The sequence below is a fragment of the Serratia plymuthica genome, from assembly GCF_018336935.1.
Classification (GTDB): Bacteria; Pseudomonadota; Gammaproteobacteria; order Enterobacterales; family Enterobacteriaceae; genus Serratia; species Serratia plymuthica_B.
In genome coordinates, this window is the sequence record NZ_CP068771.1 from 519287 (window position 1) to 543587 (window position 24301).

22 protein-coding genes are annotated in these 24301 nt (G+C 57.2%); 20 read left to right on the top strand and 2 right to left on the bottom strand.

Features of this window, described 5'->3' with window-relative positions:
- Positions 1 to 390: 390 nt before the first annotated feature.
- From ilvI to cra, 3 genes are all read left to right on the top strand, one after another.
- Positions 391 to 2109, top strand: coding sequence for an acetolactate synthase 3 large subunit (gene ilvI / locus JK621_RS02415; RefSeq protein ID WP_212558498.1), 1719 nt, complete (start codon positions 391 to 393; stop codon positions 2107 to 2109).
- Between the two features lie 2 nt (positions 2110 to 2111).
- Complete coding sequence (gene ilvN / locus JK621_RS02420) at positions 2112 to 2603, top strand: acetolactate synthase small subunit (protein ID WP_004950121.1); 492 nt, start codon at positions 2112 to 2114, stop codon at positions 2601 to 2603.
- A 342-nt stretch (positions 2604 to 2945) separates the two neighbouring features.
- On the top strand, positions 2946 to 3950 hold the full coding sequence (gene cra, locus JK621_RS02425) for a catabolite repressor/activator (RefSeq protein WP_004950124.1): 1005 nt from the start codon (positions 2946 to 2948) through the stop codon (positions 3948 to 3950).
- A 47-nt stretch (positions 3951 to 3997) separates the two neighbouring features.
- Here cra and JK621_RS02430 read toward each other — a convergent pair whose 3' ends face one another.
- A complete protein-coding gene (locus JK621_RS02430) occupies positions 3998 to 4438 on the bottom strand; it encodes an L-alanine exporter AlaE (protein WP_212558499.1) in 441 nt (146 codons plus the stop codon).
- Between the two features lie 871 nt (positions 4439 to 5309).
- On the opposite strand from JK621_RS02430, the gene mraZ reads away from it, so the two are divergent.
- From mraZ to lpxC, 16 genes are all read left to right on the top strand, one after another.
- Positions 5310 to 5768, top strand: a complete 459-nt coding sequence (mraZ, locus tag JK621_RS02435; RefSeq protein ID WP_126480227.1) for a division/cell wall cluster transcriptional repressor MraZ — start codon at positions 5310 to 5312, stop codon at positions 5766 to 5768.
- Positions 5769 to 5770: 2 nt separating this feature from the next.
- On the top strand, positions 5771 to 6712 hold the full coding sequence (gene rsmH, locus JK621_RS02440) for a 16S rRNA (cytosine(1402)-N(4))-methyltransferase RsmH (protein ID WP_212558500.1): 942 nt from the start codon (positions 5771 to 5773) through the stop codon (positions 6710 to 6712).
- Complete coding sequence (ftsL, locus tag JK621_RS02445) at positions 6709 to 7029, top strand: cell division protein FtsL (protein ID WP_212558501.1); 321 nt, start codon at positions 6709 to 6711, stop codon at positions 7027 to 7029. The genes rsmH and ftsL overlap by 4 nt, the downstream gene beginning before the upstream one ends.
- 42 nt (positions 7030 to 7071) lie before the next feature.
- Positions 7072 to 8835, top strand: a complete 1764-nt coding sequence (locus JK621_RS02450; RefSeq protein WP_004950134.1) for a peptidoglycan glycosyltransferase FtsI — start codon at positions 7072 to 7074, stop codon at positions 8833 to 8835.
- Complete coding sequence (murE, locus tag JK621_RS02455) at positions 8822 to 10309, top strand: UDP-N-acetylmuramoyl-L-alanyl-D-glutamate--2,6-diaminopimelate ligase (RefSeq protein WP_212558502.1); 1488 nt, start codon at positions 8822 to 8824, stop codon at positions 10307 to 10309. Before JK621_RS02450 ends, murE begins: the two co-directional genes overlap by 14 nt.
- Positions 10306 to 11667, top strand: a complete 1362-nt coding sequence (murF, locus tag JK621_RS02460; RefSeq protein ID WP_212558503.1) for a UDP-N-acetylmuramoyl-tripeptide--D-alanyl-D-alanine ligase — start codon at positions 10306 to 10308, stop codon at positions 11665 to 11667. The genes murE and murF overlap by 4 nt, the downstream gene beginning before the upstream one ends.
- A complete protein-coding gene (gene mraY / locus JK621_RS02465) occupies positions 11661 to 12743 on the top strand; it encodes a phospho-N-acetylmuramoyl-pentapeptide-transferase (RefSeq protein WP_212558504.1) in 1083 nt (360 codons plus the stop codon). Before murF ends, mraY begins: the two co-directional genes overlap by 7 nt.
- A 2-nt stretch (positions 12744 to 12745) precedes the next feature.
- A complete protein-coding gene (gene murD, locus JK621_RS02470; RefSeq protein WP_212558505.1) occupies positions 12746 to 14065 on the top strand; it encodes a UDP-N-acetylmuramoyl-L-alanine--D-glutamate ligase in 1320 nt (439 codons plus the stop codon).
- Positions 14062 to 15264 carry a cell division protein FtsW gene (gene ftsW / locus JK621_RS02475; protein WP_212558506.1) on the top strand — a complete coding sequence of 401 codons (1203 nt, stop codon included), beginning with the start codon at positions 14062 to 14064 and terminating at the stop codon, positions 15262 to 15264. The genes murD and ftsW overlap by 4 nt, the downstream gene beginning before the upstream one ends.
- 3 nt (positions 15265 to 15267) lie before the next feature.
- Positions 15268 to 16332 carry an undecaprenyldiphospho-muramoylpentapeptide beta-N-acetylglucosaminyltransferase gene (murG, locus tag JK621_RS02480; protein WP_212558507.1) on the top strand — a complete coding sequence of 355 codons (1065 nt, stop codon included), beginning with the start codon at positions 15268 to 15270 and terminating at the stop codon, positions 16330 to 16332.
- 85 nt (positions 16333 to 16417) lie between these two features.
- The gene (murC, locus tag JK621_RS02485) at positions 16418 to 17893 is read left to right on the top strand and encodes a UDP-N-acetylmuramate--L-alanine ligase (protein WP_212558508.1); all 1476 of its coding nucleotides are present in this window, start codon (positions 16418 to 16420) and stop codon (positions 17891 to 17893) included.
- Positions 17886 to 18806, top strand: a complete 921-nt coding sequence (locus JK621_RS02490) for a D-alanine--D-alanine ligase (RefSeq protein WP_212558509.1) — start codon at positions 17886 to 17888, stop codon at positions 18804 to 18806. Before murC ends, JK621_RS02490 begins: the two co-directional genes overlap by 8 nt.
- Before the next feature lies 1 nt (position 18807).
- The gene (ftsQ, locus tag JK621_RS02495; protein WP_212558510.1) at positions 18808 to 19659 is read left to right on the top strand and encodes a cell division protein FtsQ; all 852 of its coding nucleotides are present in this window, start codon (positions 18808 to 18810) and stop codon (positions 19657 to 19659) included.
- Positions 19656 to 20912 carry a cell division protein FtsA gene (gene ftsA / locus JK621_RS02500; RefSeq protein WP_004950148.1) on the top strand — a complete coding sequence of 419 codons (1257 nt, stop codon included), beginning with the start codon at positions 19656 to 19658 and terminating at the stop codon, positions 20910 to 20912. Before ftsQ ends, ftsA begins: the two co-directional genes overlap by 4 nt.
- Positions 20913 to 20986: 74 nt before the next feature.
- Positions 20987 to 22141, top strand: coding sequence for a cell division protein FtsZ (gene ftsZ / locus JK621_RS02505; protein ID WP_006317617.1), 1155 nt, complete (start codon positions 20987 to 20989; stop codon positions 22139 to 22141).
- Positions 22142 to 22244: 103 nt separating this feature from the next.
- Positions 22245 to 23162, top strand: a complete 918-nt coding sequence (gene lpxC / locus JK621_RS02510) for a UDP-3-O-acyl-N-acetylglucosamine deacetylase (protein WP_006317618.1) — start codon at positions 22245 to 22247, stop codon at positions 23160 to 23162.
- Positions 23163 to 23176: 14 nt separating this feature from the next.
- Here lpxC and JK621_RS02515 read toward each other — a convergent pair whose 3' ends face one another.
- A complete protein-coding gene (locus JK621_RS02515; RefSeq protein ID WP_212558511.1) occupies positions 23177 to 23701 on the bottom strand; it encodes a DUF721 domain-containing protein in 525 nt (174 codons plus the stop codon).
- A gap of 26 nt (positions 23702 to 23727) precedes the next feature.
- Here JK621_RS02515 and secM point away from each other — a divergent pair, with 26 nt between their 5' ends.
- A complete protein-coding gene (gene secM / locus JK621_RS02520) occupies positions 23728 to 24261 on the top strand; it encodes a secA translation cis-regulator SecM (RefSeq protein WP_212558512.1) in 534 nt (177 codons plus the stop codon).
- The last annotated feature ends 40 nt before the right edge of the window (positions 24262 to 24301 follow it).

The window sequence follows — 24301 nt, forward strand, 5'->3', positions numbered from 1 at the left end:
TAAACCCCCGATCCCCAGCCGCATAGCAATAACCACTGCTTCATTGGGTCTTTTTGTCGTTTGCCTGCTCAATACTCTGACGTTATGTTAACCAGTTATATACCAGTCGTATTTCAAGCTGCAGCGTTGTTGGCTGCTTTACCAGGCCCCTCCGTGGACCTGACCCCTTCGGGGCCGCTGTGCACAGCGTTCAAATCTGTTCCCGACGGATTTGTCGCTCGCCCCAGTGACTTGACTTGCGTTAGCGCCTGGGGCTCCCGGACTGACCGCCTGGCTGCAACTTGAAATCCATAGGGTATATTCAATCCACAAAAATTTGGGGGTATTACCCCACAACAGGCGCTACGTTCCGGCGCCAGACAAGAAATAAGTAAGCCTGGAGGCAAACCCATGGAGATGTTGTCAGGAGCCGAGATGGTCGTCCGATCGTTGATCGATCAGGGCGTTAAGCATGTATTCGGATATCCGGGCGGGGCGGTACTCGATATCTACGACGCCCTGCATACGGTCGGAGGAATCGATCACATATTGGTGCGTCATGAGCAGGGCGCCGTGCATATGGCAGATGGCTATGCACGCGCAACCGGTGAGGTCGGTGTGGTGCTGGTGACTTCCGGCCCCGGCGCGACCAATGCGATTACCGGCATTGCGACCGCCTATATGGACTCCATCCCGATGGTGGTGCTCTCCGGCCAGGTTCCAAGCTCGCTGATTGGCTATGACGCTTTTCAGGAGTGCGACATGGTCGGGATTTCGCGCCCGGTGGTGAAGCACAGTTTCCTGGTGAAGCGCACCGAAGATATTCCCGGCATCCTGAAGAAAGCCTTTTATCTGGCTTCAACCGGTCGGCCGGGCCCGGTCGTGATCGACCTGCCGAAAGATATCGTTGGCCCGGCGGTCAGAATGCCTTACGCCTACCCGCAGGAAGTGAGCATGCGCTCATACAACCCAACGGTGCAGGGCCACCGTGGGCAAATAAAGCGCGCGCTGCAAACCATTTTGTCGGCCAAAAAGCCGGTCATGTACGTTGGCGGCGGGGCGATTAACTCGGCCTGCGACGCAGAACTGCTGGAACTGGCCGAGAAGCTGAATCTGCCGGTGACCTGTACCCTGATGGGGTTAGGGGCGTTCCCCGGTACGCACCGCCAGAGCGTCGGCATGCTCGGTATGCACGGCACTTACGAAGCTAACAAAACCATGCACCATTCCGACGTGATCTTTGCCGTCGGCGTGCGTTTTGACGATCGCACTACCAACAACCTGGCAAAATACTGCCCGGATGCCACCGTATTGCATATCGATATTGATCCCACCTCGATCTCCAAGACGGTCGACGCCGATATTCCGATCGTGGGCGATGCCAAACAGGTGCTGACTCAGATGCTCGAACTGTTGGCGCAGGACGATAAGGCGCAGGACTTCGACGCGCTGCGCGACTGGTGGCAGTCGATTGAGCAGTGGCGCGCGCGCGATTGCCTGGGCTATGACAAAAACAGCGGAACCATCAAGCCGCAAGCCGTGATCGAAACCCTGCATCGTTTGACCAAAGGCGAGGCTTACGTCACTTCCGATGTGGGCCAGCACCAGATGTTCGCTGCGCTCTACTACCCGTTCGACAAACCGCGCCGCTGGATCAACTCCGGCGGCTTGGGCACCATGGGCTTCGGTCTGCCGGCGGCGTTGGGCGTGAAGCTGGCGTTGCCTGATGAGACCGTCGTGTGCGTGACCGGCGACGGCAGCATCCAGATGAACATTCAGGAGCTTTCCACCGCGTTGCAGTACAACCTGCCGGTGGTGGTGGTGAATCTCAACAACCGCTATCTGGGCATGGTGAAGCAGTGGCAGGATATGATCTACTCCGGCCGCCATTCGCAGTCTTATATGGATTCCCTGCCTGATTTTGTCAAACTGGCGGAGGCTTACGGTCACGTTGGCATCGCCATTCGCACGCCGGATGAACTGGAAAGCAAACTGGCTCAGGCATTGGTCGAGAAAGAACGACTGGTGTTTGTCGATGTCACCGTCGATGAGACCGAACATGTTTACCCAATGCAGATCCGCGGCGGAAGCATGGACGAAATGTGGTTAAGCAAAACGGAGAGGACCTGATCATGCGACGTATTTTATCTGTATTACTGGAAAACGAATCCGGTGCGTTGTCGCGTGTGGTGGGGTTGTTCTCCCAGCGTGGTTACAACATTGAAAGCCTGACGGTGGCGCCGACCGATGATCCCACGCTGTCACGCATGACCATCCAAACCGTCGGCGACGAGAAAGTGCTGGAGCAGATCGAAAAGCAACTGCATAAGCTGGTGGACGTGCTGCGCGTCAGCGAACTGGTGCAGGGGGCGCATGTTGAACGCGAAATCATGCTGGTGAAGCTGCAGGCCAGCGGTTATGGTCGTGAAGAGGTAAAACGCTGCGCCGATATTTTCCGTGGGCAGATTGTCGATGTCACGGCGACGCTTTACACCGTTCAGCTGGCCGGCACCAGCGACAAGCTGGATGCGTTTCTCAATGCGGTGCGCGAAGTGGCTGAAATTGTCGAAGTGGCGCGTTCCGGCGTCGTTGGCGTGTCGCGCGGCGATAAAATCATGCGCTGAAACGTGATATTGGCATAATCTGAGGGCGCGGCATGGCTGCGCCTTTTGTTTTTCGGTGTTTTTTTGTCTGTTTGCTGGCACCTTTCGGCAAAAGCGGTTGCTAGGCAGTGTTTTCTGCTGTTAGATCGCAGAGGCTGGATTGAATAACCGCACGGGATGCGATGGTTAATCCAAGTATATACCCTAGATAATTGGAGCTGCATCAAGGCGGCAAGGGAACGCATCCCGATGATGCTTACTGTGGTAAGTGATTCGGGTAAGTGAGCGTAGCCAACGCAGGGGCAGTTTCAAGTATGACGGGTATCGCTTTCACTTCTATTTTTAGCGTCAAAAGGGGTTAACGTGAAACTGGATGAAATCGCGCGTCTCGCGGGCGTTTCGCGCACCACGGCCAGTTATGTCATCAACGGCAAAGCGAAGCAGTATCGTGTCAGCGATAAAACCGTCGAAAAAGTGATGGCCGTGGTCAGGGAGCATAACTATCACCCGAATGCCGTCGCGGCAGGGTTACGTGCCGGACGAACGCGTTCTATCGGCCTGGTGATACCGGATCTGGAAAACACCAGCTACACCCGCATCGCCAACTACCTGGAACGTCAGGCACGTCAGCGCGGTTACCAGCTATTGATTGCCTGTTCGGAAGATCAGCCGGATAACGAAATGCGCTGTATCGAACACCTGTTGCAACGCCAGGTCGACGCCATTATCGTTTCCACGGCTTTGCCGCCGGAACATCCGTTCTATCAACGCTGGGCCAAGGATCCTTTGCCGATTATCGCTCTGGACCGGGCGCTGGATCGCGAGCATTTCATCAGCGTGGTGGGGGCCGATCAAGAGGATTCCTTCGCGCTGGCGCAGGAACTTCGCACTTTTCCGGCGGAGTCGGTGCTGTATCTGGGGGCGTTGCCGGAGCTTTCCGTCAGTTTCCTGCGTGAGCAAGGATTCCGCCAGGCGTGGGAGGGCGATGAACGGCCTGTCGATTACCTGTACGCCAACAGTTATGAGCGCGAGGCTGCCGGCGTACTCTTTGCCGAATGGTTGAAAACGCATCCGATGCCGCAGGCGCTTTTCACCACCTCATTCTCTCTGTTGCAGGGAGTCATGGATGTGACGTTGAAACAGCGCGGCCGCTTGCCGACCGATCTGGCGATCGCCACCTTCGGCGATCACGAACTGCTGGACTTTCTTGAGTGCCCGGTGCTGGCGGTAGCGCAGCGCCACCGCGATGTCGCTGAACGGGTGCTGGAACTGGTGCTGGCCAGCCTGGATGAGCCACGCAAGCCTAAACCGGGCCTGACGCGCATCCGCCGCAATCTGTTCCGCCGCGGTAGTTTGAGCCGTAAATAAATGCGACAGGCAGGATGGCTATCTTGCGTCCTGCCAGCTTCTTCGCTTTACACATAGCCGCCTACCCGAAACAGTTTTCTGCAGTATTCAAGAAAGTAGCCATAGGCTACGCCCATCGCCATCGATACCACGGCATTCCCGGCTACCGCAGTCATGATCTGCTGCCCGTCTGCACCTACGCTCCACAATATGGCGGCATACACTGGCGATTGAAAACTGACGTAGGCCAGCAAATCGGCGAGGTTGCGCAGTAACCATTGCCCGCGCTGAAAGCGTTTCACGAGACGAATAAACAGGTCGCGGTAGCGCCCGTAGGGCCAGGCGATCAGGACATTCACCGGGATCGACACCAGGCGGGAGGACAGTGATTGGTGAAAACTCATGCCCGAAACCAGGATTTCTATCGCCATACCAGCGATGAAACAGTACACCACCAACGCAAAAGTATCGGCGGCGGCGCTGCGCCAATAAGCGACAGGCGAAAGCATGGTGTAATCTCCTTTTTGTTTGGTTAATGTTCTGTTAATTTTTATGATTTTGGTTGTTGATTCTTGTTTTGTGCGTATTTTATAGTTTACTCCTCTGCTTTGGTTTTCTTGGGTAGCTGAATATTTTTATTTATTGTCGTTGGCTGATTTTTATCCTGAGGAAGAGCGGTAGAATCTGGCGTGAAGGGATTAAAACGGGAGGGTTTTTACTTTTTTGATTTAAAACATATAGTTACGTTTGTTTTCATTATAAGGTGCATTTTCACAGCAAAAATTGTGGGAATAAATGATGTAAGGAAATGAAACCATAATTGTAAACATGTATTTTGAGAATAATCTTACCAAACTGATTTAAATCGAAATTAGCTCGCCTCGTAATATCCGAGTAATTTATTTTTTCATCAGGCTTATCACGGGTGCTTTAATTGAAGTAAAATAGCGCTCGATCTGAAGTGTAATAACCGTTGAGCGTTATTAACTCAATGGCTTATGCCGTATTTCGCCAACGGCGGGAGTTAACGCCGGGCCTTGGCCGGTGCGGGTCGTGGCGGGTTACAGGATTGTGATTGCCGAGCTAAAAAATGAGACATCGATTGCAGAAGGAAGTAATGAGTTAATTAATCGCCAATTTGTCAGGTTTTTAATCACCCTCTTTCCGCTAAGAAAATTCTCCCCGTTTATCAGGATGTTAATTTTCATTCATTGAATAAAGAACGTTCCTTTCGCGAGTCAGCTCCCAAAATGACGGGAGAAATATTGCCAAAGCTCCAGTGCTCTGGCTTGACAAGGTTTTCATACCCTCCGTAAACTCCCTTATGTGGGAATTTGTGGTGTAAAGTGGTGAAAACGGTCATGAAGGGGTAGCTCAGGAATGTTCCGTGGGGCAACGATGGTCAATCTCGACAGCAAAGGGCGGCTTGCCGTACCTACCCGTTATCGGGAGTTGCTGAACGAGCAATCGCAAGGCCAAATGGTCTGTACCATTGACCTCCATCAGTCCTGCCTGCTGCTTTACCCATTGCCCGAATGGGAAATTATTGAACAAAAATTATCCCGTCTGTCGAGTATGAATCCCGCAGAGCGCCGCGTTCAGCGCTTATTGTTGGGGCATGCCAGTGAGTGTCAGATGGATAGCGCCGGTCGGTTGTTGCTAGCTACTACGCTACGTCAACACGCCGGGCTTACAAAAGAAGTGATGCTGGTCGGGCAGTTCAACAAGTTTGAACTGTGGGATGAACAGACCTGGTATCAACAAGTCAAGGATGATATTGACGCAGAACAGTCGACTCAGGAACCGTTGTCTGAGCGGCTACAGGACTTGTCGCTATAAGCATGTTGGAAAACTATAAACACACCACCGTACTGTTGGATGAGGCGGTCAATGGCCTCAATATTCGCAGTAACGGCATATATATCGACGGTACTTTTGGTCGCGGTGGCCATTCTCGTCTGATTCTGTCCCAACTGGGGCCGGAAGGACGTTTGTTGGCAATTGACCGCGATCCGCAGGCGATTGCAGCCGCCAAGTCTATTGAAGATCCTCGTTTTACCATCGTACACGGCCCATTTTCCGATTTGTCACACTATGTGCGGGAACGCGAATTGGTGGGGCAGATTGATGGCGTTTTACTCGATCTGGGCGTTTCATCGCCGCAGTTGGATGACGCAGAACGCGGTTTTTCCTTCATGCGTGACGGCCCACTGGACATGCGCATGGACCCGTCAAGCGGCCAGTCAGCCTCTGAATGGCTGCTGAAAGCGGAAGCGGAAGACATTGCCTGGGTGCTGAAAACCTTCGGCGAGGAGCGTTTCGCCAAGCGCATTGCCCGCGCCATCGTGGAAAGAAACCGCGTCGAGCCGATGACTCGCACCAAAGAGCTGGCCGATTTGATCGCCAATGCCAGCCCGTTCCGGGAAAAACACAAGCACCCGGCAACGCGCAGTTTCCAGGCCATTCGCATCTACATCAACAGTGAGCTGGAAGAGATTGAGCGTGCGCTGGACGGCGCGCTGGAAGTGCTGGCCCCGCAGGGCCGTCTGTCGATCATCAGCTTCCACTCGTTGGAAGATCGCATCGTTAAACGCTTTATGCGTCACCACAGTCGTGGTGCTCAGGTGCCGGCAGGTTTGCCGCTGACGGAAGAGCAACTGCGCAGTATGGGCGGGCGCACGCTGAAAGCGTTGGGCAAGATGATGCCTTCGCAAGATGAAGTGGCGGAAAACCCACGCGCGCGCAGTTCAGTGCTGCGCATTGCCGAGAGGATGCTCGCGTGATTGGTAATGAACGCCACGGTTTGGTTGGGGTGATTGGCGGCGATCTGCTGCGTAACGCCAAGATCCCATTGATTTTACTGGTCGCTTCACTGGTTTCTGCGATTTTTGTGGTGACGACCGCACACCGTACTCGCCTGCTGACCGCTGAACGCGAGCAGTTGGTGCTTGAGCGGGATGCTCTGGATATTGAATGGCGCAACCTGATTTTGGAGGAGAACGCCCTCGGCGACCACAGCCGGGTCGAGCGTATCGCCACCGAAAAGCTGCAGATGCAACATGTTGATCCATCGCAGGAAAATATCATCGTTAAACAATGAATGGTTTAACTGAAATCATGACACGGAGAAGAAAGGGAACGCATGAAAGCAGCACGCCCCGGTAAGTTGAAACGCCCGGAAAATCAGGCCAGCTTTGTAAGCTGGCGTTTTGCGTTGCTGTGCGGCTGTATTTTGCTGGCGCTGGTAGGATTGATGCTGCGCGTGGCCTATCTGCAGGTCATCAATCCGGACCGCCTGGTGAAAGAAGGTGACATGCGTTCGCTGCGTGTTCAAGAGGTTCCCACCTCGCGCGGCATGATCAGCGATCGCGCCGGCCGGCCATTGGCGGTGAGCGTACCGGTCAACGCCATTTGGGCGGATCCTAAAGAGCTGAACGAGCGTGGCGGCATTACGCTGGACAGCCGTTGGAAGGCGCTGTCCGACGCGCTGAATATCCCTCTGGATCAGCTTTCTACCCGTGTTAACGCCAACCCGAAAGGGCGCTTTGTTTATCTGGCGCGCCAGGTGAACCCGGCTGTGGGCGATTACATCCGCAAGCTGAAGCTGCCGGGGATTTACCTGCGCCAGGAATCGCGCCGTTACTATCCGGCCGGCCAGGTCACCTCGCACATTATCGGCGTAACCAACATTGACGGCCAGGGCATCGAAGGCGTCGAGAAGAGCTTCGACCGCTGGTTGACCGGGCAACCGGGTGAACGAACCGTGCGTAAAGACCGCTATGGCCGGGTGATCGAGGATATCTCCTCGGTCGACAGCCAGGCGGCGCATAACCTGGTATTGAGCGTCGATGAACGCCTGCAGGCACTGGTGTATCGCGAGCTGAACAACGCGGTGGCGTTCAACAAGGCTGAATCCGGCACGGCGGTGCTGATCGACGTGAACACCGGCGAAGTGCTGGCGATGGCCAACAGCCCGTCCTACAACCCGAATAATATGGCCGGTACGCCGAAAGACACCATGCGTAACCGCGCTATTACCGATATTTTTGAGCCTGGCTCCACCGTGAAACCGATGGTGGTGATGACAGCGTTGCATAACGGCGTGGTGAAAGAAAACAGCGTGCTGAACACCATTCCTTTCCGCATTCAGGGCCATGAAATTAAAGACGTGGCGCGTTATGCGGAGCTGTCGGTTACCGGGATCTTGCAGAAGTCGAGTAACGTTGGCGTTACCAAGCTGGCGTTAGCGATGCCGTCCTCGGCGTTAGTAGATACTTACTCTCGTTTTGGACTGGGAAAAGCGACCAATTTGGGGCTGGTCGGAGAAAGCAGTGGCATATACCCAAAAAAACAACGGTGGTCTGACATAGAGAGGGCCACCTTCTCTTTCGGCTACGGGCTAATGGTAACTCCGTTACAGTTGGCGCGAGTCTACGCAACGATCGGCAGCCTGGGCGTATATCGCCCATTGTCGATCACCAAGGTTGACCCTCCGGTTGCCGGCGAACGCATTTTCCCTGAACCTCTGGTGCGCACCGTGGTGCACATGATGGAAAGCGTGGCCCTGCCGGGCGGCGGCGGCGTGAAAGCCGCCATCAAGGGTTACCGCATCGCTATCAAAACCGGTACCGCCAAAAAGGTCGGCCCGGATGGCAAATACGTCAACCGATATCTCGCTTATACCGCCGGCGTCGCGCCGGCCAGTAATCCCCGTTTTGCTCTGGTGGTGGTGATTAACGATCCACAGGGTGGGAAGTACTATGGCGGTGCAATTTCCGCACCGGTGTTCGGCGCCATCATGGGCGGCGTATTGCGCACCATGAACGTCGAACCGGACGCGTTGCCCACCGCTGATAAAAGCGAATTAGTGATTAATAAAAAAGAGGGTTCAGGTGGCAGATCGTAATTTGCGCGATTTACTCGCTCCATGGGTGCCGACGGCGCCCGGGCGCGCGCTGCGGGAAATGACATTAGACAGCCGTATTGCGGCTGCCGGGGATCTGTTTGTCGCCGTTGTTGGCCATCAGACAGATGGACGCCGCTATATTCCGCAGGCCATTGCGCAGGGTGTTGCAGCCGTGATTGCCGAAGCTGAAGGTCAGGCCGAAGACGGCGCAATCACGGAAATGCACGGCGTGCCGGTGATTTATCTGAGCCAGCTTAACCAGCGACTTTCCGCACTGGCCGGGCGTTTTTACCATCAACCGGCAGAGCGCCTGCGTCTGGTTGGCGTGACCGGCACCAACGGCAAAACCACCACCACGCAACTGCTGGCGCAGTGGAGCCAACTGTTGGGTGAAACCGGCGCAGTGATGGGCACCGTCGGTAACGGTCTGCTGGGCCAGGTGTGCCCGACTGAGAATACCACCGGTTCTGCGGTAGATGTTCAACACGTATTAAACGAGCTGGTCGATCGGGGCGCAACCTTCGCCGCGATGGAAGTCTCTTCTCACGGGTTGGTGCAAAACCGCGTGGCGGCGCTGCCGTTTGCCGCTGCGGTGTTCACCAACCTGAGCCGCGATCACCTGGATTACCACGGTGATATGGCCAATTACGAAGCGGCCAAATGGTCGTTGTTTGCCGGCCACGAAGTGGGGCAGGCGATCATCAACGCCGATGACGAAGTGGGCCAGCGTTGGCTGAGCAAATTGCCGGATGCGGTGGCGGTCACCATGCAGGATAACCTGCAGCTGGGTTGCCATGGCCGCTGGTTGAAAACCACTGCGGTCAGCTATCACGATAATGGCGCCACCGTCCGCTTCAGCTCAAGCTGGGGCGACGGCGAAATTGAGAGCCGCCTGATGGGCGCCTTCAACGTCAGCAATCTGTTGCTGGCGCTGGCGACGCTGTTGTCGCTGGGCTATCCGCTGGACAAACTGGTGGAAACCGGCAATCAGCTGCAGCCGGTATGCGGCCGTATGGAAGTGTTCAACGCGCCAGGCAAACCGACGGTGGTGGTGGATTATGCCCACACCCCGGATGCGCTGGAGAAGGCGCTGGAAGCTGCGCGCCTGCACTGCCAGGGGCAGCTGTGGTGCGTGTTCGGTTGCGGCGGCGATCGTGACAAAGGCAAGCGCCCGCTGATGGGCGGTATCGCCGAACAGTTCGCCGATCGCGTAGTGGTCACCGACGATAATCCGCGCACCGAAGAGCCGCAGGCGATCATCGCCGATATCCTGGCCGGGCTGCTGGATGCCGGGCGTGCTCTGGTGATCCACGGCCGTGCCGAAGCGGTAACCAGCGCGATTATGCAGGCTAAAGAACAAGATGTGGTGCTGGTGGCCGGTAAAGGCCACGAGGACTACCAACTGGTGGGTAACCGCCGTCTGGATTACTCCGATCGCACCACCGTCGCACGTCTGCTGGGGGTAATAGCATGATTCCTGTCTCCCTTCAGACACTGGCCGATGTATTGAGCGCTGAGTTGATCGGCGCCGATTGCCAAATCATTGAGGTGACGACAGATACCCGCAAGGTAACCGCAGGTTGCCTGTTTGTGGCGTTGAAGGGCGAGCGTTTTGATGCTCACACCTTCGCTGCCGATGCTGTAGCCGCAGGCGCCGGGGCGCTGCTGGTGAGTAAGCGCTTATTGGTGGATGTACCGCAACTGGTGGTGAAAGACACACGCCTGGCGCTGGGGCAACTGGCTGCCTGGGTACGCCAGCAAGTGCCGGCCCGTGTTGTGGCCTTGACCGGCTCATCGGGCAAGACCTCGGTGAAAGAAATGGCCGCTGCCATTTTGCGCGAATGCGGCGAAGTGCTGTATACCGCAGGCAACTTCAATAACGACATCGGCGTGCCGCTGACGCTGTTGCGTTTGCAGCCGCAACATGATTTTGCCGTGATTGAGCTGGGTGCCAACCATATTGGCGAGATTGCCTATACCACGGCATTGACGCGGCCCCAGACTGCGTTGGTGAATAACCTGGCGGCTGCCCACCTGGAAGGTTTTGGCTCTTTGGCCGGCGTCGCCCAGGCGAAAGGTGAAATTTTTGCCGGCTTGCCGGCCGACGGCGTGGCGATCATCAACGCCGACAATAATGACTGGCCGCGCTGGCAGAGCATGCTGAACGATAAAACCGTTTGGCGTTTCTCGCCGCAGGCAGCGGAAGGCGTGGATTTCTTCGCCAGCGACGTGCGGGTGAACGCTAAAGGCACGCAATTTACGCTGCACAGCCCGTTCGGCACTACGGCAGTAACGCTACCCTTGCCGGGCCGCCATAACGTGGCCAATGCGCTGGCCGCTGCGGCGCTCGCTATGTCGGTTGGCGCATCGCTCGAAGCCGTGCGTCAGGGTTTGAAACAGTTGCAGGGAGTGCCGGGGCGTTTGTTCCCGATTGCGCTTACCGAAAACAAACTGCTGCTCGATGACAGCTATAACGCCAACGTCGGCTCGATGACCGCTGCGGCGCAGGTGCTGGCAGAGATGCCGGGCTACCGCGTAATGGTGGTTGGCGATATGGCCGAGCTAGGGGCGGATGCCGAAGAGTGTCACCGTCAGGTGGGCGAAGCCGCCAGGTTGGCCGGCGTCGATAAAGTGATAGGTATCGGTCCGTTAAGCCAGGCGCTGTGCGTGGCTTCCGGTAACGGCGAACATTTTCAGGACAAGGCAGCAGTGATCGCGCGCGTGGCGGAATTACTGTCGGAACATGCGGTAATTACCGTGTTAATCAAGGGTTCACGTAGTGCCGCAATGGAGCAGGTAGTACGCGCGTTACAGGAGAAAGCACCATGTTAGTTTGGCTGGCCGAGCATTTGGTCAAATATTATTCCGGCTTCAACGTCTTCTCCTATCTGACGTTCAGGGCCATTGTCAGCCTGCTGACCGCGCTGTTTCTCTCCTTATGGATGGGGCCGCGGGTGATTAAACGCCTGCAGGAGATGTCCTTCGGCCAGGTCGTGCGCAACGATGGCCCGGAGTCGCATTTCAGCAAACGCGGCACGCCGACCATGGGCGGCATCATGATCCTGACCTCCATCACCATTTCGGTGCTGATGTGGGCTTATCCGTCCAACCCTTATGTGTGGGGCGTGTTGTTCGTGCTGGTGGGCTACGGCATCGTCGGCTTTGTCGATGACTACCGCAAAGTGGTGCGTAAAGACACCAAGGGGCTGATTGCCCGCTGGAAATACTTCTGGCAGTCGGTGATTGCGCTGGTTTTCGCCTTCGCCATGTATGCCGTAGGAAAAGACACGCCAGCCACCGAGCTGGTTGTGCCGTTCTTTAAGGACATCATGCCGCAGCTCGGCCTGTTGTACGTGCTGTTGGCGTACTTTGTGGTGGTCGGCACCAGCAACGCGGTCAACCTGACCGACGGGCTGGACGGCCTGGCGATCATGCCAACGGTGTTCGTGGCGGCGGGCTTTGCGCTGGTGGCCTGGGCGACCGGCAACATGAATTTCGCCAACTACCTGCACATTCCTTATCTGCGTCATGCGGGTGAGCTGGTGATCGTTTGTACCGCCATCGTCGGCGCCGGCCTGGGCTTTTTATGGTTCAACACCTACCCGGCACAGGTCTTTATGGGTGATGTCGGTTCACTGGCGCTGGGCGGCGCGCTGGGCACCATCGCGGTGCTGCTGCGCCAAGAGTTCCTGTTATTGATTATGGGTGGCGTGTTCGTGGTTGAGACGCTGTCGGTGATCCTGCAGGTGGGATCGTTCAAGCTGCGCGGGCAACGTATTTTCCGCATGGCGCCGATTCACCACCATTATGAATTGAAGGGCTGGCCGGAACCGCGCGTGATCGTGCGCTTCTGGATTATTTCGCTGATGCTGGTGCTGATTGGCCTGGCGACGCTGAAGGTACGGTAATTATGGCGGATTATCAGGGTAAAAAAGTGGTCATCATCGGGTTAGGCCTCACCGGCCTGTCCTGCGTTGATTTCTTTATGGCGCGTGGCGTAACGCCGCGCGTTATGGATACCCGCATTTCGCCGCCGGGGCTGGACAAGCTGCCTGAAAGCGTTGAACGGCATTTGGGCGATTTGAATCTGGACTGGTTACTGGCGGCGGATTTGATCGTCGCCAGCCCGGGCATGGCGCTGGCTCACCCGGCGTTGAGCGCGGCGGCGGATGCGGGTGTGGAGATCGTCGGCGACGTCGAGCTGTTCTGCCGCGAAGCCCAGGCGCCGATCGTAGCGATCACCGGCTCTAACGGTAAAAGCACCGTCACCACGCTGGTGGGCGAGATGGCGAAAGCCGCCGGTTGGGCGGTGGGTGTGGGCGGTAACATTGGCCTGCCTGCGCTGAGCCTGCTGCGCCAGGAATGCCAGCTGTACGTGCTGGAGCTGTCAAGTTTCCAACTGGAAACCACTTTCAGCCTGAAAGCGGCGGCGGCGACCATCCTGAACGTGACGGAAGATCATATGGACCGTTACCCGTTTGGCCTGCAGCAGTATCGTGCCGCCAAACTGCGCGTCTATGAAAATGCCGCCCTGTGCGTGGTTAACGCGGACGACGCGCTGACCATGCCGGTACGCGGCGCAGACCAGCGCTGCATCAGCTTCGGGGCCGACGTGGGCGACTACCACCTCAACCGCCAGCAGGGCGAAACCTGGCTGCGCGTGCGCGGTGAGAAAATCCTCAATACCCGCGAGATGAAGCTGACTGGCCGTCACAACTATACCAATGCGTTGGCGGCGTTGGCGCTGGCCGATGCGGTGAATATCCCGCGCGCCTCCAGCCTGAAAGCGCTCACCACCTTTACCGGGTTGGCGCACCGTTTCCAACTGGCCTGGGAACATAACGGCGTACGCTGGATTAACGATTCGAAAGCCACCAACGTCGGCAGCACCGAAGCGGCGTTGAATGGCCTGCAGGTGGACGGCACTTTGCACCTGCTGTTGGGCGGCGACGGCAAGTCTGCCGATTTCTCCCCGTTGGGGCGCTATCTGCAGGGCGATAACGTCCGCCTGTATTGCTTCGGCCGCGATGGCGAACAGCTGGCGGAGCTGCGGCCGGAAGTCGCCACGCTGACCGACACGATGGAACAGGCGATGCAAACGATCGCCGGCCGGGTGCAGCCTGGCGATATGGTGCTGCTGTCGCCGGCATGCGCCAGCCTGGATCAGTTCCGTAACTTTGAAGAGCGTGGCGACGAGTTTGCCCGCCTGGCACAGGAGCTTGGCGGATGAAACTACGGGTGCCGACGTTCGGGTTAACCGAAAGACTGAAAGACTGGGTGATGGGATCGCGTGAGAACGATTCCGTGAATATGGTGCTGTACGACCGTACCCTGCTGTGGCTGACCTTCGGGTTGGCCATTATCGGTTTTGTTATGGTGACTTCGGCGTCAATGCCGATTGGTCAGCGCCTGGCGGACGATCCTTTCCTGTTTGCCAAGCGTGATGCGCTGTATCTGGGGCTGGCCTTCGGCCTGTCGATGGTGACGCTGCGCGTCCCGATGGAAGTCTGGCAGCGCTACAGCAATGTGATGCTGCTGTTGTCGATTGTGATGCTGCTGATCGTACTGGTGGTCGGCAGCTCGGTAAACGGCGCATCGCGCTGGATCGCGCTGGGCCCGTTGCGTATTCAGCCGGCGGAGCTGTCCAAGCTGTCGCTGTTTTGCTATCTGGCGAGCTATCTGGTGCGCAAGGTGGAAGAGGTGCGCAGCAACTTCTGGGGCTTCTGCAAGCCGATGGGCGTAATGGTCGTGCTGGCGGTACTGCTGCTGGCGCAACCGGACCTCGGTACCGTGGTGGTGCTGTTCATTACGACTCTGGCGATGCTGTTCCTGGCCGGCGCCAAGATGTGGCAGTTCCTGGCGATTATCGGCTCCGGCGCCTTTGCAGTAGTGCTGTTGATCATTGCCGAACCTTACCGTATGCGCCGCGTGACGTCGTTCTGGAACCCGTGGGCCGATCCGTTCGGCAGCGGTTACCAGTTGACCCAGTCGCTGATGGCGTTTGGCCGCGGTGAATTTTGGGGGCAGGGGCTGGGTAACTCGGTACAGAAACTCGAGTATTTGCCTGAAGCGCACACCGACTTTATCTTCTCGATTTTGGGCGAAGAACTGGGCTATATCGGTGTGGTTTTAGCATTGTTAATGGTATTCTTCGTCGCTTTTCGCGCTATGTCGATTGGCCGCCGCGCGCTGGAGATCGATCAGCGCTTTTCCGGCTTTCTGGCCTGCTCGATCGGCGTCTGGTTCAGCTTCCAGGCACTGGTCAACGTCGGCGCCGCAGCCGGCATGCTGCCAACCAAAGGGCTGACGCTGCCGCTGATAAGTTACGGCGGTTCGAGCCTGTTGATTATGTCGACGGCGATTGTGCTGTTACTGCGTATTGATTATGAAACGCGTCTGGCCAAAGCCCAGGCGTTTGTGAAGAGGTAAGGGATGAGCGGGAAACCTAAGCGTTTAATGGTGATGGCAGGCGGTACCGGCGGACACGTGTTCCCGGGGCTGGCGGTCGCGCATCATCTGATGGCGCAGGGCTGGCAGGTGCGCTGGCTCGGAACCGCAGACCGAATGGAAGCCGATCTGGTGCCAAAGCACGGGATCGAGATTGATTTCATCCGTATTTCCGGCCTGCGCGGCAAAGGGCTGAAGGCCCAGTTGAGCGCACCGTTGCGTATCTGGCATGCGGTACGCCAGGCGAAGGCGATAATGCGCAGCTACCAGCCGGACGTGGTGCTCGGCATGGGCGGCTACGTTTCCGGTCCTGGCGGTTTGGCGGCGTGGTTGTGCGGTATCCCGGTGGTACTGCATGAACAAAACGGCATTGCCGGGCTGACCAACCGTTGGCTGGCGCGCATCGCCAAAAAAGTATTGCAGGCATTCCCCGGCGCGTTCCCGCATGCGGACGTCGTGGGCAACCCGGTTCGCACCGACGTACTGGCGCTGCCGCTGCCGGCAGAACGGCTGACCGGGCGTGAAGGCCCGATCCGCGTGCTGGTGATTGGCGGAAGTCAGGGGGCCCGGGTGCTGAATCAGACAGTTCCTGAAGTCGCGGCGAGATTGGGCGATAGAATTACGCTCTGGCATCAGGTAGGCAAAGGTGCGCTGGAAAACGTGCTGCGCGACTACGAGAGGGTAGGGCAGACGGAACACAAGGTGACCGAGTTTATCGATGACATGGCTGCGGCTTACGCCTGGGCGGACGTAGTGGTTTGCCGCTCCGGTGCGCTGACCGTCAGCGAGATCGCCGCCGCGGGCCTGCCGGCGATATTTGTGCCGTTCCAGCATAAAGACCGGCAGCAGTACTGGAATGCTCGTCCGCTGGAAGAAGCCGGCGCGGCGAAGATCATCGAACAGCCGCAGTTCAATGCCGATGCGGTGGCTGAGTTACTGGCGGGTTGGGATCGCCCACAGTTGCTGGCGATGGCCGAAAAAGCGCGTGCAGTGGCTATTCCGGACGCCACCGAGCGTGTGGCGGCTGAGCTGGTGCGGGTTGCCAAATAAATAATGCAGGGGTTCGGTACGCCGAACCTGAATCAAAGAATGTCATACAGGGGCCCGGCATGCCGGACCCGGATTAGAGAGAGTGATGAATACACAACAACTGGCGAAACTACGTACTATCGTGCCCGAGATGCGACGCGTCCGGCACATTCACTTTGTCGGCATCGGTGGCGCCGGCATGGGTGGTATCGCCGAAGTGTTGGCTAACGAAGGTTATCAGATCAGCGGCTCCGACCTGGCGCCTAACCCGGTAACCCAACAGTTGAGCGCGCTCGGGGCGACGATTTATTTCCATCACCGCCCGGAAAACGTGCAGGATGCGAGCGTCGTGGTGGTGTCTACCGCCATCTCCGCCGACAACCCGGAGATTGTCGCCGCACGTGAAGCGCGTATCCCGGTTATTCGCCGCGCGGAGATGCTGGCCGAGCTGATGCGTTTCCGTCACGGCATTGCCGTCGCCGGTACGCACGGCAAGACCACGACCACGGCGATGGTGTCGAGCATTTACGCCGAAGCCGGTCTGGACCCGACCTTTGTCAATGGCGGGTTGGTGAAAGCGGCGGGTACTCATGCGCGTCTGGGGTCCAGCCGTTACCTGATCGCGGAAGCGGATGAGAGCGATGCGTCGTTCCTGCATTTGCAACCGATGGTGGCGATTGTCACCAATATTGAAGCCGACCACATGGATACCTACCAGGGCGACTTCGAGAACCTGAAGCAGACGTTTATCAACTTTTTGCACAACCTGCCGTTCTACGGCCGTGCGGTGATGTGTGTTGATGACCCGGTGGTGCGCGAACTGCTGCCACGCGTGGGCCGCCATATCACTACCTACGGTTTTAGCGAAGATGCCGATGTGCGCATTGAGAGTTATCGCCAGGTTGGGCCGCAGGGCCACTTTACCCTGAGCCGCCAGGATAAACCCTTGATGACGGTGACCCTGAACGCCCCGGGCCGCCACAACGCGTTGAACGCGGCGGCGGCAGTGGCGGTGGCGACGGAAGAAGGCATTGACGACGAGGATATCCTGCGCGCGCTGGCGGGCTTCCAGGGCACAGGCCGCCGCTTTGATTTCCTGGGCGAGTTCCCGCTGCAGCCGGTGAACGGCAAAAGCGGCACCGCGATGCTGGTCGATGACTATGGCCACCACCCGACCGAAGTCGACGTCACGCTGAAAGCGGCACGCGCCGGCTGGCCGGATAAGCGCCTGGTGATGATTTTCCAGCCGCACCGTTACACACGTACCCGCGATCTCTACGACGACTTCGCCAACGTGCTGTCACAGGTTGATGTGTTGCTGATGCTCGATGTGTACGCCGCGGGTGAGACGGCGATCCCGGGGGCGGACAGCCGCTCGCTGTGTCGCACCATCCGCAGCCGCGGCAAGCTGGATCCGATCCTGGTATCCGATGTGGACATCGTACCGGAAACCCTGGCGCAATTGCTGCAGGCCGACGATCTGGTGCTGGTGCAAGGCGCCGGCAACGTGGGTAAAATCGCCCGCAAACTGGCTGAGCTGAAGCTGCAACCACAGAAAAAAGAGGAGGAACATCATGGCTGATAAAGTTGCCGTACTGCTGGGTGGCACCTCCGCTGAACGTGAAGTGTCATTGCAATCCGGTGCTGCCGTGTTGGCGGGGCTGCGGGAAGCCGGCATCGACGCCCATGGCGTCGATATCCGCGATTTCCCGGTAACCCAGCTTAAAGAGCATGGGTTTACCAAAGTGTTTATCGCGCTGCACGGGCGCGGCGGCGAGGATGGCACCCTGCAGGGGATGCTGGAATTCCTTGAGCTGCCTTATACCGGCAGCGGCGTGATGGCGTCGGCGCTGACCATGGACAAGTGGCGCACCAAGATGGTGTGGCAGTCGATGGGGCTGCCGGTCGCGCCTTATGTGGCGCTGAACCGCCAGCAGTATGCCGGTACGGAGAAACAGAACCTGATTGCTCGCGTGGAGGCCTTGGGCCTGCCGCTGATCGTCAAGCCGAGCCGCGAAGGTTCCAGCGTCGGCATGAGCAAGGTAACCGAACGCGATGCCCTTGAGGCCGCGCTGGAAGAAGGCTTTCGCCATGACGACGACGTGCTGGTGGAGAAGTGGCTGAGCGGCCCTGAATACACCGTCGCCATGCTGGGCGATCAGGTGTTGCCTTCGATCCGCATTCAGCCGGCCGGCGTATTTTACGACTACCAGGCCAAGTACATTTCGGACGATACCCAGTATTTCTGTCCAAGTGGCCTGGGCGCTGAACAAGAGGCCGAAATGGCCGAGTTGGCGTTACGCGCCTACCGTGGGCTGGACTGCAGCGGCTGGGGCCGCGTGGATGTGATGCAGGATAGCGATGGCCGCTTCTATCTGCTTGAGGTGAATACCTCGCCGGGCATGACCAGTCATAGCCTGGTGCCGATGGCAGCGCGCCAGTCTGGTTTAAGCTTCTCGCAGCTGGTAGCGAGAATTTTGGAATTGGCCGACTGATATGTCGCAAGCTGCCCTGAATGCGCGTGAACGCGAGGTGGATAACAACCCGCGCCGCAGCAATGGAACCCAATTGGCGGGAATGGTTTTCCTGCTGATGGTGCTGGGAACGGTCCTGTGGAGTGGCTGGATGGTCATCGGTTGGATGAAAGACGCCAGCCGGTTGCCGCTCTCACGGTTGGTGGTCACCGGCGAGCGCCATTACACCACTAACGATGATATTCGCCAGGCGATTCTGGCGCTGGGAGCGCCGGGCACCTTCATGACGCAGGATGTTGATGTCATCCAGCAGCAGATTGAACGCCTGCCGTGGATCAAGCAGGCCAGCGTGCGCAAGCAGTGGCCGGATGAGCTGAAGATCCACCTGGTCGAGTATGTCCCGGTGGCGCGCTGGAATGATTTACATATGGTGGACGCCGAAGGCAAATCCTTCAGCGTGCCGGCAGAACGAATCGGCAAACAAAAATTGCCGTTGCTCTATGGCCCGGAAGGGAGCGAACAGGATGTTCTGGAAGGCTATCAGGCCATGAGCAACATGTTAGCGGCTAGCAAATTTACGCTGAAAATGGCGGCCATGAGCGCCCGCCATTCCTGGCAGCTGGCTTTGGATAATGATGTTCGGCTGGAGCTGGGACGCGACGATCGTACCGGACGCCTGCAGCGGTTTATCGAGCTTTATCCGGTATTGCTGCAGCAGGGGCAGGCGGAAAGCAAACGCGTCAACTATGTCGATTTGCGCTACGAGTCCGGCGCCTCGGTAGGTTGGACCCCGGTATTGACCGACCCGCAGGCGGCAGGCGGTCAGCAGAACAGTAATCAGCAACAGAATCAGGCACAGGCAAAACAACAATGATCAAGTCGACGGACAGAAAACTGGTAGTTGGACTGGAGATCGGTACTGCAAAAGTCTCCGCATTGGTAGGGGAAGTTCTGCCCGATGGCATGGTCAACATTATCGGGGTGGGCAGTTGCCCGTCTCGCGGTATGGATAAGGGTGGCGTTAACGACCTGGAGTCGGTAGTCAAATGCGTACAGCGTGCTATCGATCAGGCCGAGCTGATGGCGGATTGCCAGATTTCTTCGGTTTACCTGGCATTATCGGGCAAACACATCAGCTGTCAGAACGAGATAGGGATGGTTCCTATTTCCGAAGAGGAAGTGACGCAGGAAGATGTAGAGAACGTGGTGCATACCGCTAAATCGGTACGCGTACGTGACGAACACCGCATCCTGCACGTTATCCCTCAGGAATACGCCATCGACTATCAGGAAGGCATCAAGAACCCGGTTGGGTTGTCCGGCGTGCGCATGCAGGCCAAGGTGCACCTGATTACCTGCCATAACGATATGGCAAAGAACATTGTCAAAGCGGTAGAACGTTGTGGTCTGAAAGTTGACCAACTTATTTTCGCCGGTCTGGCCGCCAGTTATGCGGTACTGACCGAGGATGAGCGCGAACTTGGCGTTTGTGTGGTGGATATCGGCGGCGGCACCATGGATATGGCGGTGTACACCGGCGGTGCTCTGCGCCACACCAAAGTGATCCCTTACGCCGGGAACGTGGTCACCAGCGATATCGCCTACGCCTTCGGCACGCCGCCGACAGACGCGGAAGCGATAAAAGTTCGACACGGCTGTGCGCTTGGGTCGATTGTTAGCAAGGATGAAAGTGTAGAGGTGCCAAGCGTTGGGGGACGTCCTCCTCGTAGTCTGCAAAGACAGACACTGGCTGAAGTGATTGAGCCACGCTACACCGAACTGTTGAATCTGGTTAACGATGAAATTTTGCAATTGCAGGAGCAACTGCGTCAGCAAGGGGTGAAGCATCATCTGGCAGCGGGTATTGTGCTGACCGGTGGCGCCGCCCAAATTGATGGCCTGGCAGCTTGTGCGCAACGGGTGTTCCACACTCAGGTACGCATTGGCCAACCCTTGAACATCACGGGTCTGACGGATTATGCGCAGGAGCCTTACTACTCTACGGCGGTAGGTCTGCTGCACTATGGAAAAGAGTCTCACCTGAGCGGTGAGGCAGAAGTAGAAAAACGCGCCTCGGTGGGCAATTGGTTTAAACGTATCAATAGCTGGCTGAGAAAAGAGTTTTAATGTTTCAACAAAGAGATCATGCTGAGTAATCTTTTTATGATCTCGCAGCGACAGGCACAAAACGGAGAGAAACTATGTTTGAACCAATGGAACTAACCAATGACGCGGTGATTAAAGTCATCGGCGTCGGCGGTGGCGGTGGCAACGCCGTTGAACACATGGTGCGCGAGCGCATCGAAGGTGTTGAATTCTTCGCCGTTAATACAGACGCTCAGGCGCTTCGTAAAACGGCAGTTGGCCAAACCATCCAGATCGGTAGCGGTATTACCAAAGGTCTGGGTGCTGGCGCGAACCCTGAAGTGGGTCGCAATTCAGCGGAAGAAGATCGTGAAGCTCTGCGCGCCGCACTCGATGGCGCAGACATGGTCTTCATTGCAGCCGGCATGGGCGGCGGTACCGGTACCGGTGCAGCACCTGTCGTGGCTGAAGTTGCTAAAGATCTGGGTATTTTGACAGTGGCCGTGGTTACCAAGCCTTTCAATTTTGAAGGCAAGAAACGCATGGCGTTCGCTGAGCAAGGTATTGCAGAGCTGTCCAAACATGTGGACTCACTGATCACTATCCCGAATGACAAGCTGTTGAAAGTTCTGGGTCGTGGCATTTCTCTGCTGGACGCGTTCGGCGCGGCCAACGACGTGCTGAAAGGCGCGGTGCAGGGGATCGCCGAGCTGATCACCCGTCCGGGCCTGATGAACGTCGACTTCGCCGACGTGCGCACCGTGATGTCCGAAATGGGCTACGCGATGATGGGTTCCGGCGTTGCCTGTGGTGAAGACCGCGCTGAAGAAGCGGCGGAAATGGCGATCTCCAGCCCACTGCTGGAAGACATCGACCTGTCCGGCGCTCGCGGCGTTCTGGTCAACATCACCGCCGGCTTCGACCTGCGTCTGGATGAGTTCGAAACCGTGGGTAACACCATTCGCGCTTTCGCTTCCGACAACGCTACCGTGGTTATCGGTACTTCTCTGGATCCGGAAATGAACGACGAACTGCGCGTGACCGTGGTTGCGACCGGTATCGGCATGGACAAGCGTCCTGAAATCACTCTGGTGACCAATAAACAGGTTAGCCAGCCAGTGATGGATCATCGCTACCAGCAGCACGGCATGTCGCCGCTGCCGCAGGAAGTGAAACCAGCCGCCAAGGTGGTCAACGATCCGACTGCGCAGCCTAATAAAGAGCCCGACTATCTTGATATTCCTGCTTTCCTGCGCAAGCAGGCAGACTAAGAATATCCTGAGAATTTGGAATCTCCGCTCTTTGTGCTAAACTGTCCCGCCGGCCATGCTGTATGCTTGGTCGGTAGGATGGATAACATTGCGAGATAAAACGATGATCAAACAAAGGACATTAAAACGTATTGTTCAGGCGACTGGTGTCGGTTTGCATACCGGCAAAAAGGTCACGCTGACAATGCGCCCAGCGTCGGCTAATACCGGGGTCATCTATCGTCGCACTGACTTGAATCCACCGGTTGATTTTCCGGCTGATGCAAAATCCGTGCGTGATACCATGCTCTGTACTTGCCTGGTCAATGAGCATGACGTGCGTATTTCTACCGTTGAGCATTTGAATGCTGCGCTGGCTGGGCTGGGTATCGACAACATCATTATTGAAGTTGACGCCGCCGAAATCCCAATCATGGACGGTAGCGCCAGTCCGTTCGTCTATCTGTTGCTGGACGCCGGCATCGAAGAGTTGAACTCAGCGAAGAAATTCCTGCGTCTGAAAGACACCGTGCGTGTTGAAGATGGCGACAAATGGGCAGAGCTGTCCCCGCATAACGGGTTCCGTCTGGACTTTACCATCGACTTCAACCACCCGGCGATCGACGCCAGCACGCAACGCTACCGCCTGGATTTTTCCGCCGACTCGTTCGTGCGTCAAATCAGCCGTGCGCGTACCTTCGGTTTTATGCGTGACATCGAGTATTTACAGTCACGTGGTTTGGCTCTGGGCGGCAGCTTTGACTGCGCCATCGTGGTAGATGACTACCGCGTTCTGAACGAAGACGGCCTGCGCTTTGAAGACGAATTCGTACGCCACAAGATGCTGGACGCCATCGGCGACCTGTTCATGTGCGGCCACAACATCATTGGCGCGTTTACCGCGTACAAGTCAGGCCATGCGCTGAACAACAAACTGCTGCAAGCCGTTCTGGCGAAACAGGAAGCGTGGGAATACGTCACCTTCCAGGACGAAGCCGAAATGCCGTTGGCATTCAAAGCCCCGTCCACCGTATTGGCATAAGCCGATACCGCTGATTACTTCTTACGACTGGTAGCGTTGGCACTCTCTCCGGCCAGCGACGCCAGTCGTTCCAATACCTTGCGCAGTTTTTCCGGGCTCCGGCTCGCCAATCCCCTTAATTCTTCAGCACTTTCCTGACTCAGATGCCGCATGGGCACGTTTGTCTGCGTATTTCCCAAGGTTTTTGCGGCGTCCTGCACAATGTTGCTCCCTTTTGCCATCAAGGCCGGATTAATCCTGATGTCGATCGACGACAATGATGGTAGAATTTGCGCTCGTAGTGCAGATAATAGAGCCGGTTGTTCGTAGCGCAGGCGCATCAGCCAGCTGGCATTGGCCGTTTCTAGCACTAAAATACCCTGTCGGAAATTCGCGACGCGGCACCAGGGATGCAGTTGAACGGGCAATACGCCTTTCACTGCACGGTTAAGCTTAAGCAGCGCCACAGCGCGTTGCTGGACGTTATGCAGCGGCCCTTTGTCTTCTGCAGACGCGTCGTCGAACAGGACATCTAATAATTGTGGACGGCTATCGCGCATAATGGGCTCCGGCGGATTATAAACTCGTGATCGGTATTCTAAATCGTTGGCGACAATTTGGCAGACGTTATTTCTGGCCCCATCTCCTGTTAGGGATGGTCGCGGCCACGCTTGGCGTACCTTCAAATCTGTCAGGCAGCTCCGATCAAGCCGCTCTGCCGAGCACCTCGTCCAGCCTGAACCGGCAAAATTCCGCCAGCGGCGCCTTTAATAGCCTGGCGTTGCTGCAGGAAGCGCACCGCCGCCCGACCTTCAGCGTCGACTACTGGCACCAGCATGCGCTTCGTACCGTCATTCGTCACCTCTCTTTTGCGCTTGCACCGCAGGCAGTCTACGCGCGGGTGCAGGAAAGCGAGGCGGAAGTCGCCGAACCCCCGTTGCAGGTGGCGCAACTTGCGCTGCTTTCCACACTCAACGCGCTGCTGACGCATGAGCCAAAGCCGCCGACCATCATTCGTCATACCCATCATGCCGTGCTGCCTGCCTTTGCGCAGCACCAGACCGGCTTGTGGCTCGCGCAGGTGCAGGGCATTCGCGCCGGGCCAGTAGCGTTAAGCTGATTCATTGCCCTTTGGGCGACAAAAACCTAAAAATAACAGC